This window comes from Nostoc sp. (assembly GCF_036917555.1).
In the GTDB taxonomy this organism is placed as follows: Bacteria; Cyanobacteriota; Cyanobacteriia; order Cyanobacteriales; family Nostocaceae; genus Nostoc.
Map to the genome: position 1 here is coordinate 59,126 of NZ_JBALDD010000082.1, position 15,481 is coordinate 74,606.

17 protein-coding genes are annotated in these 15,481 nt (G+C 42.3%); 6 read left to right on the forward strand and 11 right to left on the reverse strand.

Annotated features, from left to right (window positions below; all coding sequences use genetic code 11):
- Window positions 1-165: 165 nt before the first annotated feature.
- Both psaM and V7K60_RS31745 read left to right on the forward strand, forming a co-directional pair.
- Window positions 166-255 (forward strand): photosystem I reaction center subunit XII, encoded by a 90-nt coding sequence (gene psaM, locus V7K60_RS31740; RefSeq protein WP_040630342.1) that lies wholly within the window; start codon window positions 166-168, stop codon window positions 253-255.
- Between the two features lie 321 nt (window positions 256-576).
- Window positions 577-987 (forward strand): hypothetical protein, encoded by a 411-nt coding sequence (locus V7K60_RS31745; RefSeq protein WP_334931724.1) that lies wholly within the window; start codon window positions 577-579, stop codon window positions 985-987.
- Window positions 988-1,235: 248 nt separating this feature from the next.
- Here V7K60_RS31745 and V7K60_RS31750 read toward each other — a convergent pair whose 3' ends face one another.
- Complete coding sequence (locus V7K60_RS31750) at window positions 1,236-1,955, reverse strand: tetratricopeptide repeat protein (protein WP_334931726.1); 720 nt, start codon at window positions 1,953-1,955, stop codon at window positions 1,236-1,238.
- 449 nt (window positions 1,956-2,404) lie between these two features.
- On the opposite strand from V7K60_RS31750, the gene V7K60_RS31755 reads away from it, so the two are divergent.
- Both V7K60_RS31755 and V7K60_RS31760 read left to right on the forward strand, forming a co-directional pair.
- Window positions 2,405-2,869: a hypothetical protein gene (locus tag V7K60_RS31755; RefSeq protein ID WP_334931728.1), complete on the forward strand. Its 465-nt coding sequence runs from the start codon at window positions 2,405-2,407 to the stop codon at window positions 2,867-2,869.
- A gap of 6 nt (window positions 2,870-2,875) precedes the next feature.
- Window positions 2,876-3,433 (forward strand): glutathione S-transferase family protein, encoded by a 558-nt coding sequence (locus tag V7K60_RS31760; RefSeq protein ID WP_334931729.1) that lies wholly within the window; start codon window positions 2,876-2,878, stop codon window positions 3,431-3,433.
- Window positions 3,434-3,489: 56 nt separating this feature from the next.
- Here V7K60_RS31760 and V7K60_RS31765 read toward each other — a convergent pair whose 3' ends face one another.
- The 4 genes from V7K60_RS31765 to V7K60_RS31780 all read right to left on the reverse strand — a co-directional run bounded on the left by V7K60_RS31765 (window position 3,490) and on the right by V7K60_RS31780 (window position 5,700).
- Window positions 3,490-3,981 (reverse strand): YajQ family cyclic di-GMP-binding protein, encoded by a 492-nt coding sequence (locus V7K60_RS31765; RefSeq protein ID WP_334931730.1) that lies wholly within the window; start codon window positions 3,979-3,981, stop codon window positions 3,490-3,492.
- Between the two features lie 99 nt (window positions 3,982-4,080).
- A complete protein-coding gene (locus V7K60_RS31770) occupies window positions 4,081-4,479 on the reverse strand; it encodes an MAPEG family protein (protein ID WP_334931732.1) in 399 nt (132 codons plus the stop codon).
- An 87-nt stretch (window positions 4,480-4,566) separates the two neighbouring features.
- Window positions 4,567-5,070 (reverse strand): DNA recombination-mediator protein A, encoded by a 504-nt coding sequence (locus V7K60_RS31775; protein ID WP_334931734.1) that lies wholly within the window; start codon window positions 5,068-5,070, stop codon window positions 4,567-4,569.
- Window positions 5,071-5,154: 84 nt separating this feature from the next.
- On the reverse strand, window positions 5,155-5,700 hold the full coding sequence (locus V7K60_RS31780) for a PadR family transcriptional regulator (RefSeq protein WP_334931736.1): 546 nt from the start codon (window positions 5,698-5,700) through the stop codon (window positions 5,155-5,157).
- 96 nt (window positions 5,701-5,796) lie between these two features.
- Between V7K60_RS31780 and V7K60_RS31785 the strand changes: the two genes are divergently transcribed.
- Window positions 5,797-6,315 carry a DUF4188 domain-containing protein gene (locus V7K60_RS31785; protein WP_334931737.1) on the forward strand — a complete coding sequence of 173 codons (519 nt, stop codon included), beginning with the start codon at window positions 5,797-5,799 and terminating at the stop codon, window positions 6,313-6,315.
- A 41-nt stretch (window positions 6,316-6,356) separates the two neighbouring features.
- Here V7K60_RS31785 and V7K60_RS31790 read toward each other — a convergent pair whose 3' ends face one another.
- Entirely contained in the window at window positions 6,357-7,451 is a 1,095-nt protein-coding gene (locus tag V7K60_RS31790; protein WP_334931740.1) for a phosphotransacetylase family protein, read from the reverse strand.
- Between the two features lie 23 nt (window positions 7,452-7,474).
- Complete coding sequence (locus V7K60_RS31795; protein ID WP_334931742.1) at window positions 7,475-7,759, reverse strand: hypothetical protein; 285 nt, start codon at window positions 7,757-7,759, stop codon at window positions 7,475-7,477.
- Window positions 7,760-8,494: 735 nt separating this feature from the next.
- On the opposite strand from V7K60_RS31795, the gene V7K60_RS31800 reads away from it, so the two are divergent.
- Window positions 8,495-8,953: a hypothetical protein gene (locus tag V7K60_RS31800; RefSeq protein WP_334931744.1), complete on the forward strand. Its 459-nt coding sequence runs from the start codon at window positions 8,495-8,497 to the stop codon at window positions 8,951-8,953.
- Between the two features lie 123 nt (window positions 8,954-9,076).
- Here the strand turns inward: V7K60_RS31800 and V7K60_RS31805 are convergent, their stop codons facing one another.
- The 4 genes from V7K60_RS31805 to V7K60_RS31820 all read right to left on the reverse strand — a co-directional run bounded on the left by V7K60_RS31805 (window position 9,077) and on the right by V7K60_RS31820 (window position 15,160).
- Entirely contained in the window at window positions 9,077-9,454 is a 378-nt protein-coding gene (locus V7K60_RS31805) for a response regulator transcription factor (RefSeq protein WP_190894307.1), read from the reverse strand.
- Between the two features lie 163 nt (window positions 9,455-9,617).
- Window positions 9,618-12,986 (reverse strand): PAS domain S-box protein, encoded by a 3,369-nt coding sequence (locus V7K60_RS31810; protein ID WP_334931746.1) that lies wholly within the window; start codon window positions 12,984-12,986, stop codon window positions 9,618-9,620.
- Window positions 12,987-12,999: 13 nt separating this feature from the next.
- Window positions 13,000-14,979: a GAF domain-containing sensor histidine kinase gene (locus tag V7K60_RS31815; RefSeq protein ID WP_334931748.1), complete on the reverse strand. Its 1,980-nt coding sequence runs from the start codon at window positions 14,977-14,979 to the stop codon at window positions 13,000-13,002.
- Window positions 14,966-15,160 carry a hypothetical protein gene (locus V7K60_RS31820; RefSeq protein WP_334931750.1) on the reverse strand — a complete coding sequence of 65 codons (195 nt, stop codon included), beginning with the start codon at window positions 15,158-15,160 and terminating at the stop codon, window positions 14,966-14,968. The genes V7K60_RS31815 and V7K60_RS31820 overlap by 14 nt, the downstream gene beginning before the upstream one ends.
- Between the last annotated feature and the right edge of the window lie 321 nt (window positions 15,161-15,481).

The window sequence follows — 15,481 nt, forward strand, 5'->3', positions numbered from 1 at the left end:
GGACTACTGACTAATAACTGCTTTTGTTGCATCTTGTAACAACATATTCCCCAATTCTCGCAAAACAAGGAAAAGTAGTAAACGAACTGTTCAAAATCTATTCAGATTAGGAGGTTTTCAGGCATGCCTATTTTAGATACTCTGTACATCGCTCAGTTGTCTTCCATCTCAGATACTCAAGTCTACATCGCTCTAGTTGTAGCCTTGATCCCAGGAGTTCTAGCTTGGCGATTAGCCACAGAACTTTACAAATAACGCTCCGATGTGACACAGTTAAAAAGCTAATAATCCTGGCATTACGGAGTGCAATTTCCAGACTTTATGACTTTATGTCATAAGTACCTAGAAACCTTGCACTTACGTAAGCCAGGTTATTTTTTAACTAGTGCGACACTTGTAGCTATTTCGAAAAAATGAAGTAATATGACAGCTAAATCAAGCATTCAGGAGTGCTGAGTGCTAATTCAGCTCCGAGTATCGAGTGCTGAGTGCTGAGTTGGAAATTTCACTCAGCACTCATAACTCAGCACTCTTGATAGTGCTTCCCTTCACTAAGCGAGGTTATCTTTTAGCATCATGAACGCGATTCAACCCTCTAGAGCACCGTTACAACCTATACAAAAACGCCGGGTCATTTCTCGACCAAAGCGGCATCTTCGTCAACGTTCTTACCAGGTGATGGCACTGGAAAGCACAGCCAAAATAGCGGTCAATCTTGTGATTACAGCCGTTGCAACATCTGCTTTAACACAACTCTTGCCTTATCATTGGTTACAGCAAGAAAAATTGCGAGAAATGAGTACCGAAGTCAAGCTGATGGAAGGACATGTCAATGGTTTACAGGCGGAATTTAGCCGTAACTTTGATCCGCAAGAAGCTAAAATTATTAGACAACGACAAGGATACCGATTTGATCCCAGCCAGCGTCAGATCGTGTTGATGAATCAAGATCGCCGAGAAGATGAGCAAACAGACTCATTACCTTAAGACAAATGGCGAATTTGGGATTATTGAGGTTTATTGTGATTCAGGCTACGTATAAACCCGGTGTTAATTTATATTATTGCTAATAAATAATGGTTAATAGCTAATTTTTGAATAGCTATGTAGTTATCATCTATTAGTCATTAACGATACAGCGTCGCTTTGCTCCAATTAAAAATTCCAAATTAAAAATTCAAAATGAAGAATTTACTTTTTGAATCTTGAATTTGCAAAAAGGACTAATCTACCAATTAGGACGCTGATTGAGATAGTAGCTCGTCTAGCCGATTTTCGAGTTGTAAACGCAAGCGACAACTAGTAATATCCTTATTGTTGTCAAGAGAGGGTAGTTTAGTAAGGGCACGACGATAATCAGCGATCGCACAATTCCAGTCGCCCCAAAGATGGTAAGTTCTGCCGCGTTCAGCCCAGATATGACCTTCTAGTTGACCGAAAAGCAGTGCTAGCTCAAAATTCTCAATTGCCACCTCGTATTGCCCCAAATCACGCCAGGTAATGCCTCGGTTAATCCACGCCCGAAGATAGTGAGGTTTCAAATCAATCGCTCGATCGTAGTCGGCAAGTGCTACTGCTAACTCTCCACGAGCCGCGTAGTAATTTGCTCGATTGTTATAAGCACTAGCCAAATAGGGATTAAGTTTAAGGGCAGCGTTGTAGTCGTCAAGCGCTTTTTGCCTTTCGCCACTTTGAAAATAAATTAGCCCCCGGTTGTTGTAATCAACGGCATTGTGGGGGTGGCGGCAGATTAGTTGGGTTAAAAGTGCGCTCGCTTCAGTAAAATCTCCTTGTTGAGCTAACTTTAAAGCAAAAGAGCGTAAGTAGCTATCCTCGAAAGTAGATTCGCTGCGATCGTTTTTCCTCTGCTCTTGAAGTTTATTTGTAGTATTTAGAACATACTTGTATTGGTTACTTTGCTGGTCATCGTCAGCTAAAAATGAGTGAATATTCATCTTTCCCTGCTTGAAATCCCTGCTTTTTTAAATAAAAGTCTAGTTTTTTAAGGCTGGTGGTTTTACCACTGTGTCTATTCTCAAGGTAGTTATGGTTACTTTAAAGCCGTCTTCAGACTGAGATTTAAACTACTCACACCAGTAGTAATCTACCCCTTAATAAACAATTGCTCCTCAAACCTAATCATAGATACTTGATCTTGAAGATGAATTCCCGAAATAGCAGACGTTAATCTCAAAAACTAGTCAAGTAGTGAGAGCAGCAAATTGGTAGAATGCCAACAAGCCGTTCGTTAAACAGGGGATGAGCAAGCAGGGGAAGCAAGGGAAGAGTAATTAATACCCCAATGCCCCATACTTCGGCTTACCTCGGCTTCGCTCGGCACAAGTCGCTCAGTACAAGTGCCTCATTCCCTAAATTCAATTTTTAAGTTTTGAGAAATTTTCCGATGACAACTGCAATTTCCTATCCCAATGCCCCTGATTTAGTAACCGATGATTACATTGTGATCGGCTTGGCAACCTGCTTCGTCAAAGAAGATGGAGAGGTTTATCAAATCGAAGTTATAGAACCGATTCCCTCTGCGGCTTTGGAAGCGCTTTTAAAGGGCATTCCTACCTCTTATAAGCTGGCTCATGCCACAACTTTGGGATCTGTGCTGGATGGCGATTCACAACTGCTGCCAGATGGCTTCCCAGAGTCGGCTCAGTTTGGAGAGGAATTTGTACCACGGGCATTTGCAGCAGCGCGTACCTACAAGCGTCGTGAATCTGCAAAATCTCTAATTCCATTAGGTACAAACTACACTGAATTTAAATATTCCATTGAGCGGAAACGGGTGTTAAACGCCGCCAGAGTTGTCACCAAAGAAGACAATATTAAACAGCATTCTCACACTCACAAAGTGCTTTAAGTAATTATGCTAAAACTTTACGGTAGCGCTCGTAGTCGAGCGTCAATTGTCCACTGGTATTTAGAGGAATTAGGAATTCCCTACGAATTTGTCAAGCTTGATATGCAGGTGGGTGAACATCTCCAGCCTGCATATTTGGCAATTAACCCATTTGGTAAAGTCCCAGCAATTGTTGATGGGGATTTTCAGCTTTGGGAATCTGGGGCAATTTTGCTGTATCTTGCCGATAAGTACAGTAAAACTCCACTTTCACCAGAGGAACGTGCTGTATTTTCCCAATGGGTGTTGTTTGCTAATGCTACCCTTGGTCCAGGGATTTTTGGAGAGGAGAATCGAGAACGGGAAATGCCCCGCTTGTTGACTCCATTAAATGAAATTTTCAGTAAGCAATCTTTTTTACATGGTAATAAGTTCACTATTGCTGATGTGGCAGTAGGGTCTATTCTGAATTATATTCCCATGATACTAAAGCTAGACCTCGGCCCCTATCCAGCGGTGTTGAACTATATGAAGCAGTTATCTGAGCGTCCGGCATTTCAAAGAAGTATTGGCGGACGGACTTAAAATAATTCGTAATTCGTAATTCGTAATTGAATTTTTAACTACGAATTACGAATTTGTTAACGATAATTTGTAAATTGCAAAGCAACTGGGTAGTCTTCTTGTTTTAGCCGCTGCATGACAACTTGCAAATCATCTTTAGATTTGGCAGAAACCCTCACAGCATCCCCTTGAATTGAAGCTTGTACTTTTTTGAATTCGTCCCGAATCAATTTGGAAATTTGTTTGGCGATTTCCTGACTGATGCCTTTTTTGAGTTTGATTTCTTGACGCACGCGATTACCACTGGCTGATTCAACCTTGCCAAAATCAAAGATTTTTTGGGAGAGGTTACGCTTGGCGGCTTTTTCTCGCAGAATGGTGTGTACAGAATCTAAGGTAAACTCGCTGTCAGTACTAACGTTAATGCTTTCTTCAATTAACTCGACAGTAGTTTGAGTGTCTTTGAGGTCATAACGACCTTTGATGTCTCGTATAACTTGATCGACAGCGTTAACCAACTCTTGTCGGTCAAAGTCGCTCACAATATCAAAGGAAAAAGTAGAAGCCATAAAACATTTTGGATTTTAGATTTTGGACTTCGACTTCGCTCAGTCGAACGATTTTGGATTGGGTATTGGGAAAACTCTTCCCCAGTTCCCATGCCCCAATTAACTAGTCGCTTGGATGATGCTCAAGAAAAAGAGAGTGGCACAGCCAAGGATGCCAATAGCAAACATGAGCGATCGCAAAAGGGGTATATTCAAAATATAAAAAATTGAGTATAGGAAACGAGCCACAACAAAGGCGATCGCAGCCACTTGGGCTGTAAAAGAATTTACACCAGTTACATAAGCCATCAATGCGGCTGCGGCAAATATCATAAAGGCTTCAAAGGTGTTCTGATGTGCCCAAGTAGCCCGTTGGGCATAAGGTGGCAGTTTATCAAACATGGCGCGAGGAGTAGAAAACATTTCATATCCAATACGCGCACGGGCATAAGCTACTAGCAAAAATGGCACATAAATCAGAACGGCAGCAGCAGCGATCGAGTACAAAAAAATTATCATTACTTATTAGTCGTAGGTTATTAGTCATCAGTCATCAGTCATCAGTCATTAGTCAAATACAAATGACAAAAGACAAATGACAAATGACTAATCAAAGTAGAAAAGCGTCACCACTTTTCTTTGTTCTTCTGCATCCTGACAAGTTTGCAACAGAGTGCGACTGTCGTGAAACGCAAAGCAGATTAGTTGCTGGCAACGGGAGACAATTTCCTTGTTGCACAAGTAACTAGCTTCCGCCAGAGATAAATTATCATTACTGGGATTTTCGACTAGATGCATTACCTGTTCTAGTTGCTGGCGCGATTCTAAAGGCTGGCGTTCCAGGCTTTGGGGTAAAATCACCGTCAACAAATTTGCATCAGCCCGGGTTGCTCCCTTAATAGCAGCTGAATTTGTACCTATAGCACCAGAAGTGATGATTCGATTACCCGATAAAACTAGGGCATAAGTCATCATTTCAATAAGATTCTGATGCGTAATCGGGACGTGACGAGAACCCAGCAAGGCAATTCTTTTAGAACCCGTTTGCTGGATTGTCGCTAGTTCTTGGGCTAATGTATCGAGGTTAATAAGGTCTGTTGATTGGCTCAAAGATGGAGATAATCAGACTAAACGACCCAGATATTTTACCAAACAGCGTGTAGATGCGAGGAAAACTTAAGTTAGACATTACGACTAATTTTCGATTCTTTGGTTCAGTAACTCTATTACTTGGTTACACCAAGCTAGCCAATGTGTTTCATAACTAATGCCATTTAGAAGAGTTAAATACTGAAATTTGCCTGGTTCTGGCAGTTCTTGCGGATTTTGAAAATAACGCTGTTCTAACTCTTTATACGTAGACAATTTTTTTTCATGGGCTTTTTGGTGATGTTCTAGCTCTGCCAAGATAATTTGCTTAGAAACAATATGACCAGCAAAAATTTTAACTAGTAAATCATCTTTAATCGGTGTGGGTTCACAGGGTTGAGCAATCCACTCTTTGAGGTGCTGTCCTCCCAAGTCTGTAACGCTGTAGAGCCTTTTATCTGGCCGTCCGGCTTGAAGAATCGACTCGGAACTGATCCATCCTTGATCTTCTAGCTTCGACAACTCCCGATAAATCTGCTGGTGACTTGCTGACCAGAAAAAGCCTACAGAGCCATCAAACCTTTTTGCTAAATCATATCCACTACAGGATGCCTCAACCAGAGCCGCTAATATTGCGTGCGCTAATGCCATAATTTTTAATTCACTACTTGACTTATGCAACTAATTGCATAAGGATAATTAACATGCAATTAGTTGCATATTAATTTAACCAACAAGGAGTGAGAGATGCCTCAAGTAATACCAGGACGATTTACAGCCGAGATTGATGAACCTTTTGTTGTGTTTCTGATTGGGATGCGAATTAATAAATTATTCGCTTTTTCCAAATGGATTCCCACAGCCAGGGCAATGTCACCTATGCTACAAAGCCTTAATCAGAATCCTGAAAAAGGGTTTTTAGGGGGAGAAACTTTTGTTTACTGGCGAGGAGTGGGACTGATTCAGTATTGGCGATCGTTCGAGGATTTGGAGCGTTTTGCTAGAAATCCAGCCGATGCACATTTAAAAGCTTGGCAAAGGTTTAATCAAGCCATTGGTGCTGATGGCAGTGTCGGCATTTGGCATGAAACCTATTTAATTGAACTGGGAAGATATGAGGCGGTTTACGGAAATATGCCTGTCTTTGGATTAGCTGCTGCAACGAAGCATGTCCCGGCTATGGGGCACAAGGAAACAGCACGCCGTCGCCTGGGAGGTGACGGCGAACCAGCTGTACCATCACCAGCAATACAGCCTCCTAACTGATACCTGAGCATTGATGCTCTTAATAGTTTGAGTTGATAAATCTAAGACAATGCCGCTGTGGGAGTTAAATCTAATTTGGATAACAAGCGGTCAATGTCAAAATGCTGGGACATCAACTGGCGAATATACAGAACCTTAATCGGCTCGTGGACACGGACTTGACCAAAAGTGCGGTCAACAATTTCTACAGTGGTGAGAGTGTCTAAGTCAACAGACAAAATGGGGATTTCTAGTTCTTCAGCGCGACTGAGAATGAACGGTGGGGGTGGTAGTTGCCCAGTGAGAATTAAACATTGGGTAGAAGTTTCCAAAGCCGCTTGCTGAATTTCCACCCGATCACCTCCTGTCACCACTGCCATATTCTGGCGTTTGCGGAAATATTTCACAGCTGAATTGACATTCATCGCTCCAATTGCCAGACTTTCTACTAACAAATCCATGCGATCGTTGCGACAGAGAACATCAGCCTTTAACTGCTTGACTAGTTCGCCAACACTGACGCTGCGGAGCAAATCGCTATTCGGCAGCATTGCTAGCACTGGAATCTCCTGCTGTTCCAAAAATGGGCGCAACAGAGTGTCAACTGCTTCTAGTTGGGTGACAGGAATATCATTGATGACAACTCCAATCAAGCGATCGCCCACACGCTGTTTTGCAGCCAATAGCGCCTCAACCGAAAGCAACGATTTATAGCGGGCTACTAACAGCACACCAGCATCCAATACTTCAGCCATTTGCAGTAAAGACAAGTCAAACAAATTGCCTTCAGACAAATCACCAGGCCCCTCCAATAACACCAAATCTCCTTGAGACTTATGTAAATATTGCTGTATTAGAGACTGCTGATAATCGGTTTTGTCTTCCCCCTGCAAGCGCTTTTGCACATTTGGTTCATCCAAAGCCAGCATTGTAGGTGCAACACGGTTTTCCGGCAAATTGAGGCTAAGAGCGATGAACTGGACATCTTCCTCAATTACAGTTCCACTAGACGAATTGAAAGACGTACCGAGTGGTTTACCGTAGGTAATATCCAGACCTTTTTGCTGTAACTGATGAGACAAACCCAGAACAGTTGCAGATTTACCGCTGTAATTCTCGGTTGATCCAATCAGCAAATATTTAGGGGATTTTGGCACACATGCACTCCTAATTTCAAAAGTCAGAAGAACCCAGCTAGGTGTTTCCTAATTCTAGTTCCTTCTGGCAAAAGCCTCTTGCTCTCACAAATTAAGGTTTCCCAGAATGACCTTCTGATTGAACAAGCAGGGGAGAGATAGAGTGTATTGCATACAAACGAGCGACGCCGATAGCGAATGCGAGTACGTCTCCAAGAGTTGCGTAAAGCCTTCTCTTCGAGAGGCTTCACCAACGGCATGGCTTCGCTTAGAGCGAGTCTTGCCGAAGGCACGCTGCGCGAACGAGTGTCATAGCCCGTTGTAGACATCGCTATATGGAACTTGAGGCTTAAGTTTCAGGCTCATAGCCTAAGTCCGTTCAAACTGATAGATATCTTGCAGCATTCTTGATTAGGACGATCGCCCACCCAGAAATAAATTTCTCTTTCTTGTAGCTCAATTCTACTAAGCATGGAATCAAGCCCTTGTTCGGTCTTTTTTAGAAGACTTGAGCTATTGGCCTCGGAATTCATTCTAAGGCAGTTGTTGGGACTGGTGCAAGAATCAGTTCAAACAGACTCAATTGAGTGAGTTTGAGTCCGTTTTTATTAACTTATCTTACACTGCGATCTATGTTGTCCGTATTTTTAGCGTAAAATTGCGTTTCTAGATATAAATTTTAAGTAAATATAAACTTATCAATATAATATTGAGTAATTTTTTAATTTATGACTAATATTGTTGACTTATATTATTTTATCATGGCATTATAAGCACATAAGTATTCCGACTTAGTATTTTATAAACTTTACAGGTTATAAATAAAATTTAGCGAGTTTAAAGGATTATATTATCCGCGAATTTGAAATCTACTGATGGCACTTCATTACTAAGAGGTGCTGGAATAGAGGAATTTTTAAAATCCTATATTTATGTTTAGATCAATGCCTGAAATATTTTTGCTTGAGATTGTAAGATTGTTTTGATTTATGTGCTTTATAAATATTGAAGTTAAGCAATTTTTTTGTAAATAAATAACAATTTAATAAAAGGTCAAAATGGAAATGAATACTATAGAAATCAATTCTATAAAAAATGAATTTGTAATTAATCTTTTTCAAGAACTCCAAGATAGTTTAGTTCAAGGTTGGCAAAATTTTAATACAAGTGAAAACCTCAATATATTTAGTGGTTTTTTTGAATTTATTTTCAGAGCTGGATTCGATGAAAGCCAGTATAGGAGAGTAATACCTAACCCTGCCTATGACAATGCTGCTAGATTGATTGGCAAGCCTTTTTTGGAAGCTGCCAGGAAATTTGAAATTCATTTCGATGAAATTTTTCCTGGAAGCTTTTCTGAATCACAAGAAGCAGAAAAGGAAGGTTTTGAAGTTCGCATATTTAAGCTAAAAGCTTTTTATCAAAATAAACCTTTATGCCTATTCTTACTCAAGTTTCCTCATTATCATGAAAAATTTGGCTTTCCACTCTCACCAGAATTAGAAATTTTAGAGTTGTATTGATTGCAGGGCAGACCTAGCGTCAAGGAAGATAACAAAGGGATAGGAGGATGATTCGCTTTATCTCCCCCTCCTCTTGTTCTATAATTCTGAATTTGAGCCAACTAAAAGTCTTCATAGCTTTCCTCAAAAACCTAACACCTGCATTGATTTTTCAAGTACTTCTTTGGGGCGAAATGGTTTAGTTAAATATAAGTCTGCACCAACTTCAATTCCTTTTTGTTTATCAAATTCCTGTCCTTTAGCTGTTAATATCACAATATAGATATCAGTCATTTGCAGGTCGTGTTTAACAATGTGGCAGACTTGCAGACCATTCATTTTAGGCATCATCACATCAAGAAAAACTAGATTTGGTTTTTCAGTTTTAATAGTTTCGAGAGCTTCTTCTCCATTTCTAGCAGTTAGAAGTTCAACACCCTCATCTTCTAATGCTTCTAAGGCTTGTTCCATCAAAATCAAGATATTAGGTTCATCGTCAACAATTAGAATTTTCTGGGTCATAGGGATTGGAGATTGGTCATTGGACATTGGGCACTTGTACTGAGCGACTTGTGCCGAGCGAAGCCGAGGTAAGCTGAAGTATTGGGCATTGAAAATTAAAGATTGAGGATTAGAATAATTCCTTCCCAGTCCCCAGTCTCCAATCCCCATTCCCTAGCAATTACTATTCAGACAGCATAATAAAAAATACATTTTCCAACTCCTTCTCAAAGCGTAGGGTTTTCACCAAATCGGCTTCTTGAGAGAAGATAGAATCGATGATGATCATGTCAGGTTTGGCTGACAGGGCTTTATAAATGCATTCTTGGGGATCGGAGGCTTCAATCACGCTGTATCCCTGAGTTTGCAGTACATCTGATAGGGTTTTTAAAGCTGATGCATTTTTATCTACAACCAATACCTTTTTACTAGAAGTGCCTTGGTAAAGGAGTGAGCCAATTTCGTTGAGGAGTTTTTCTGTGTCAATGGGCTTGGTAAGATAGCGATCAATGCCAATATGGTAGCCTCGTTCTTTGTTTTCAATAATTGACAGAATAATAATTGGAATATCTGCGGTTTGAGGATCGTTTTTGAGAACAGCTGCCACATCGAAGCCGTTGATTTGGGGCATCATCACGTCCAAGAGAATCAGATCGGGACGGGCTGTTTTGATTTGATGAATTGCATCCATGCCGTCCTTTGCTTCGCGAACGTTGTAGCCTTCGTTTTCCAGTTGTTGACGGAGCAATTCCCGAATGTTAGCGTCATCATCTACAACCAAAATGGTTTTACGGTTTTGGTTCAGCACAGCATTTTTGGTGATGACGTGTTCTTTGAGTTGTTTGACTAGCGTATCCAAATTCAGATTAGCAGTATTTTTTTGATCGCTGGCGTAGGTGGGAATGATAAACGAGAATATGCTGCCGTTACCTGGTTCACTCTCAACCCAGATTCTACCGCCATGATGATCGACGATTTGTTTACAAATGGGCAGTCCTAACCCTGTGCCTTTGGGTTTGTCGGTGAGGGTGTCGCCAACTTGGCGGAATTTCTCGAATACTTTCGGCTGGTCTTCAGGCGCAATCCCAATGCCTGTATCAATGACGCTGATGCAAACACCGTCGTTTTCTTGTTTGACGCGGCAGGTGACACAACCAGATTCGGTAAACTTAACAGCATTGGAAATCAGGTTGATTAAAACTTGCAGCAAACGATTGCGATCGCCTACTATCTGAGGCAGTCCAGGTTCCATCTCGCTGACCAACTGCAAGCCATTGGTTTCAAATAACCCAGCGGTAGAATTGGTTGCCCAATCCAGTAATTCGCTGGGATCAATCGGCTGCATCTGCCATTCCACTTTACCTGCTTCCATCTTAGCGATATCCAGGACATCGTTAATCAAAGATGTAAGCCGTTCTGCTTCTGACACAATAATGTTGAGATTGTCAGCCACCCGCTTAATCGTTTTCTGAAGTTTGCGGTCTTCGGTAGAAATCATTGGGAACACATCGGTTTCCAGCTTTTCTTGAATGATGGACGCAAAACCAAGGACAGAAGTCAGTGGCGTTCGCAGCTCATGAGAAACTGTTGAGATGAAATCGGTCTTCATCTGGTCGATTTCCTTTTCTGCTGTCACATCCCGAATCAGCAATGCTGAACCGAAGCAGGCAGAGGGTTCTGAATTTGCCGTCTTTTTGAAAATGGCGGTTGCCACTGCTTGACCAATGCGTTCTTTGGTCAATGCAACTTCGGCAGAGAATACCTCACCGGGATGGGACTGAGTTCGTGCAACCAGGTCTGCTAAACCAGATATCGGCAGTTCTCGGTAGTGACCGTTGAGGGCGTTAGCTGTCAATTCATACATAGCTAGAAAGGCAGAATTGAAGTGGGTGATTTGTCCTGTGGTGTCTGCCACTAACAAACCATCAGCTAAGTTATCTAAAATGGCATTTAATCCCTGCGCTTCTGCTAAGGTATTTTGCAAAGCAGCCGTCCGCTCGACAACTCTGGCTTCTAGTTCTTGATTCAGTTGCCGCAGAGCGATTTCTGCTTGTTTGCGGGCAGTGATATCAGTATTAATTTCCAGCACCGCGCAAGGCTGACGGTCGATGTCCCGTTGCAACGTCCATCGGCTCTGGACGGTAATCAGTTTGCCATCATGGGTAAGGTGTTGCACTTCTCCTTCCCAATTACCTTGCTCTAATAACTCTGCTACAATTTCTTCCTTTGGTTTTGGAAAGGTTTTTTTGATAAAAGCCTGAATGCATTGGCCTTTCACTTCTTCACGCGTCCAACCGTAGAGTCTTTCGGCACCCTGATTCCAGTGAGAGATTTTGTCGCTCATGTTGCGGACGATGATGGCATCGCTGGAATGATTCAACATATCCAATAAACGTTGATTTTCAGCTTCTGCCTGCTTGCGATCGTGAATATCAGCACACGTGCCAATCCATTCCCGAATGCTGCCGTCTTCTTCCAAGACCGGGGCACCACAGACAGAGAAGTAGCGGTATTTGCCGTCCTTGCCACGCAGCCGATATTCGGTTTGGTAGATACCTCGGTTTGCCACAGCAGCATTCCAAGCTTCTGTGGAGCTAGCATGGTCATCGGGGTGAATTGGATCAATCCAACCCCAACCCTCAACTTCAGCTTCACTCTGCCCCGTATAGGCCATCCAGGTAAGCATTTCACTGCTTATTCCCAGTCCTTCTGGGGTAGCTCCCCAGATGATCTGTGAAGTAGCAGTTACTAACGAGCGATATCGTTCTTTAAGACGCTGATTTTCGGCTTCTGCCAGCTTGCGATCATGAATATCAGTGCAGGTGCCAATCCACTCTCGGACGCTACCATCATCTTCGATGACGGGGGCACCCCAGACCCAAAAGTAGCGATAATTGCCATCCTTGCCACGAATCCGGTATTCAATTTGATACATACTCAGATTTGTCACGGCAGCACTCCAGACTTCTCCGGTGTAGGCGCGATCGTCAGGATGAACGGCATCAATCCAGCCCCCATTTTCTGCTTCAGCTAGACTTTGACCTGTATAAGCTATCCAGCTTGCCAGTTCAAAGCAAATTCCCTCTGGTGTGCTTACCCAGACAATTTGTGTATTAGCAGTTACCAAAGAGCGGTATCGGGCTTCGCTCTGTTTCAGGATTTGTTCATGATGTTGGCGTTCCTGCTGAACGCGTCGAAGGTCGCTGATCTCCTCCACACTAGACCAGATTAATTGCTCCCCATCCTTCTCAATCATCAGTCCAGATAACCTTACTGGAACCAGATGCCCGCCTTTGTGAATGTACTCCTTCTCATAAGGCCCATAGCGACCAGTTCGTTCCAAGTCTTCTAGGCTAGATTGCTCTGTAGCAGCATATTTTTCTGGGGTAATCTGCCAGTAGGTGAGATTTAGGGTTTCTGGAACAGTACGCCCCAAAATGGCAGCATAGGCGGGGTTGATGTTAATTAGTGTTCCATCTGTTCGGCATAGTGCTAGCCCAACAGGACATAGTTCAAATAGCTGACTATTGTATTCATCAAGTTGGTTAAACATGGTTGAGGTTTCTTTAGTGGCGTATTTGAGTAGGGTTAGAACAACAGAACCAAGACAACAAAGTGGCGTAAAGCTTTAACGAAATAGGGTGGCGTTGGAACATCTGGTAAATTTGAGCGGGTGATGCAACTTCCACATCTGGATTGTGTTGTGAAAGTCGGTGGATCAGTTGAGTGTGGCGGATCAGCAAATCCGTCGGTTTGAGCATTGGAACTGTTGATGGAATGAAGCCGTCTGCATCGTGAGTGGGGGATAATTCGGTTGTGGGAGTTGGTGAGGCAGAGGTGCTATTTTGTTCTTCAGCAGCGGCTGTCAATGCACAATTGACTGGAATCTGAATCCAGAATTCTGTGCCTTCACCTGGTTGAGAACGACACTTGAGCATTCCCCCATGTTTGTCTACAATAATTTGGTAGCTGATTGCCATGCCTAGCCCGGTTCCCTTACCAACATCTTTCGTGGTGAAGAAGGGATCGTAAATGCGGCGAATTACTTCCTCCTTCATGCCAGGGCCGTTGTCGGCAATGCGAATTACAACCCACTGGTGGTCAATGGCTATGGTACGAATAGTGATTTGGGGATTGGGGGTTGGGGATTGAGGATTATTTTTGAGTCTCCAATTTTCCATGCTTTCTTCCAAAGCATCAATGGCATTTGCCAGGATGTTCATAAACACCTGATTCAATTGTCCGGGATAGCATTCAATTAGAGGAAGTTTTGCATAGTCTTTAACAATTTCAATTGCCGGACGATGAACATCTGCTTTCAGACGATGATGAAGAATCATTAGTGTTCCATCAATGCCATCGTGGATGTTCACGGCTTTCATTTCAGCTTCATCATGGCGGGAAAAGTTTTTCAGGGATTGGACAATTTCGACGATGCGACCTGTGCCCAGTTTCATCGAATCTAGCAGTTTGGGGAAATCCTCCATGATAAATTCCAGGTCTATATTGTCTAACTCTGATTCCAGTTCTGGAGGAGCAACAGGTAGAAATTTCTGATACTTTTCCAACAGGTGTAACAAGTCTTGGGCGTATTCAGCAACATACTTTAAATTGCCGCAAATAAAGTTAACCGGGTTATTGATTTCGTGGGCAACTCCGGCAATAAGTTGCCCGAGACTGGACATTTTTTCGCTTTGGATTAACTGAGTTTGGGCTAATTGCAACTCATGGAGAGCTTGCTGAAGCTTCTGTGTTTGGGCTTTTGCCTGGAGGGCTGCTTGAGTGCTTTGCTCGTAAAGCACAGCTTTGTCAATAGCGATCGCTGTTTGAGAGGCAAAGATACTCACCAGTTTCAGGTGTTCAGCCTTGTATGAGTCAGTTTTGGGCGTTCCAATAGCGATCGCTCCTAGTACCCGCTCTTTGGCTCGTAACGGTACACAAATCATTGCACTAACGTTTTTTTGCCCCTCTAATCGCGGATCGGCTTGCACATCATTGACAAGTTCGGCCCGGTTGGATTGCACAATGTTGCCGATAATTCCCTTACCCGGTTCTGGCTGATTGTGGTCAAAAAACACTCCAAATTCGGCAATGATTTCAAACGCAGTTGCATCTGGACTTAAAAGCAGAATCATCCCCGCAGATGATTCAATTAATTGACTCAATTCTTGAAGCACAAGTTGGGCAATCTGTCGCGTATCTAAACTTGTTGTCAGTTGAGTCGAGATATCGTCAAACAAATCAATTTCCTGATATCGCTCTAGCAATTCTTTGGCGAGTACTTTCTTCTCAGCTTCCTGCTTTGCCAGAAATGAGAGCAAATTTGCAAGTATAGTTGCCTGTTCTTCTCCAACAACCCAACCGATGATTTCTCCTGAAACCTCGATTGGATAACGGTTTTCTACAGTTTGCTCCCCAATGCTAATCAGCTTCGTGCCGTCTACCAGTTCAACATCAATCGCGATATTGAACTGGTAGACTAATTTATGAATAAGAGATGGCAACTCTTTTTTGTTGAGCATCTTTCTGAGGCTAACTGCGGGCATGAAACACCTCATCTAGAGCAGGTTGCAAATTTTTAGCAATCAGTGTTGATTCGTTGGCGTAGTGTCTCAAAGAGAAACCTACACTGTATTGCAACCTCGTGCCACCTTCACCGTAGCTATCTGTACCCCTTTGTATAAGCAAGCTACGCCTAGCATCTCCCGAAAAGAGAGGAATTGTCATAAAAATCTAGGGATATAATAATTTACTAATTAAGACTAGTTTTCCCAAAAACCTTAGCTATATAACAGCGAAGTCGAGCAGTAGCAAATACCTTTAAACTCTGTACCAGAGGCATTCTTCCGTCCTTGTAACTCGCTTACTGTTTGATCGCTTAGAATAACTATAAGTAAAATAAAAATAATTAGATAAAACCATAGATTTAAATCTATGGTACATTCATGTCTTTTATTACTACTCATCATAAATTAGGAATTAGCTTTTTGAGTATATAAATGAGCGCATTTCGGAGAGTATAATAATCGCCTTGAGTGTACCAAAAGA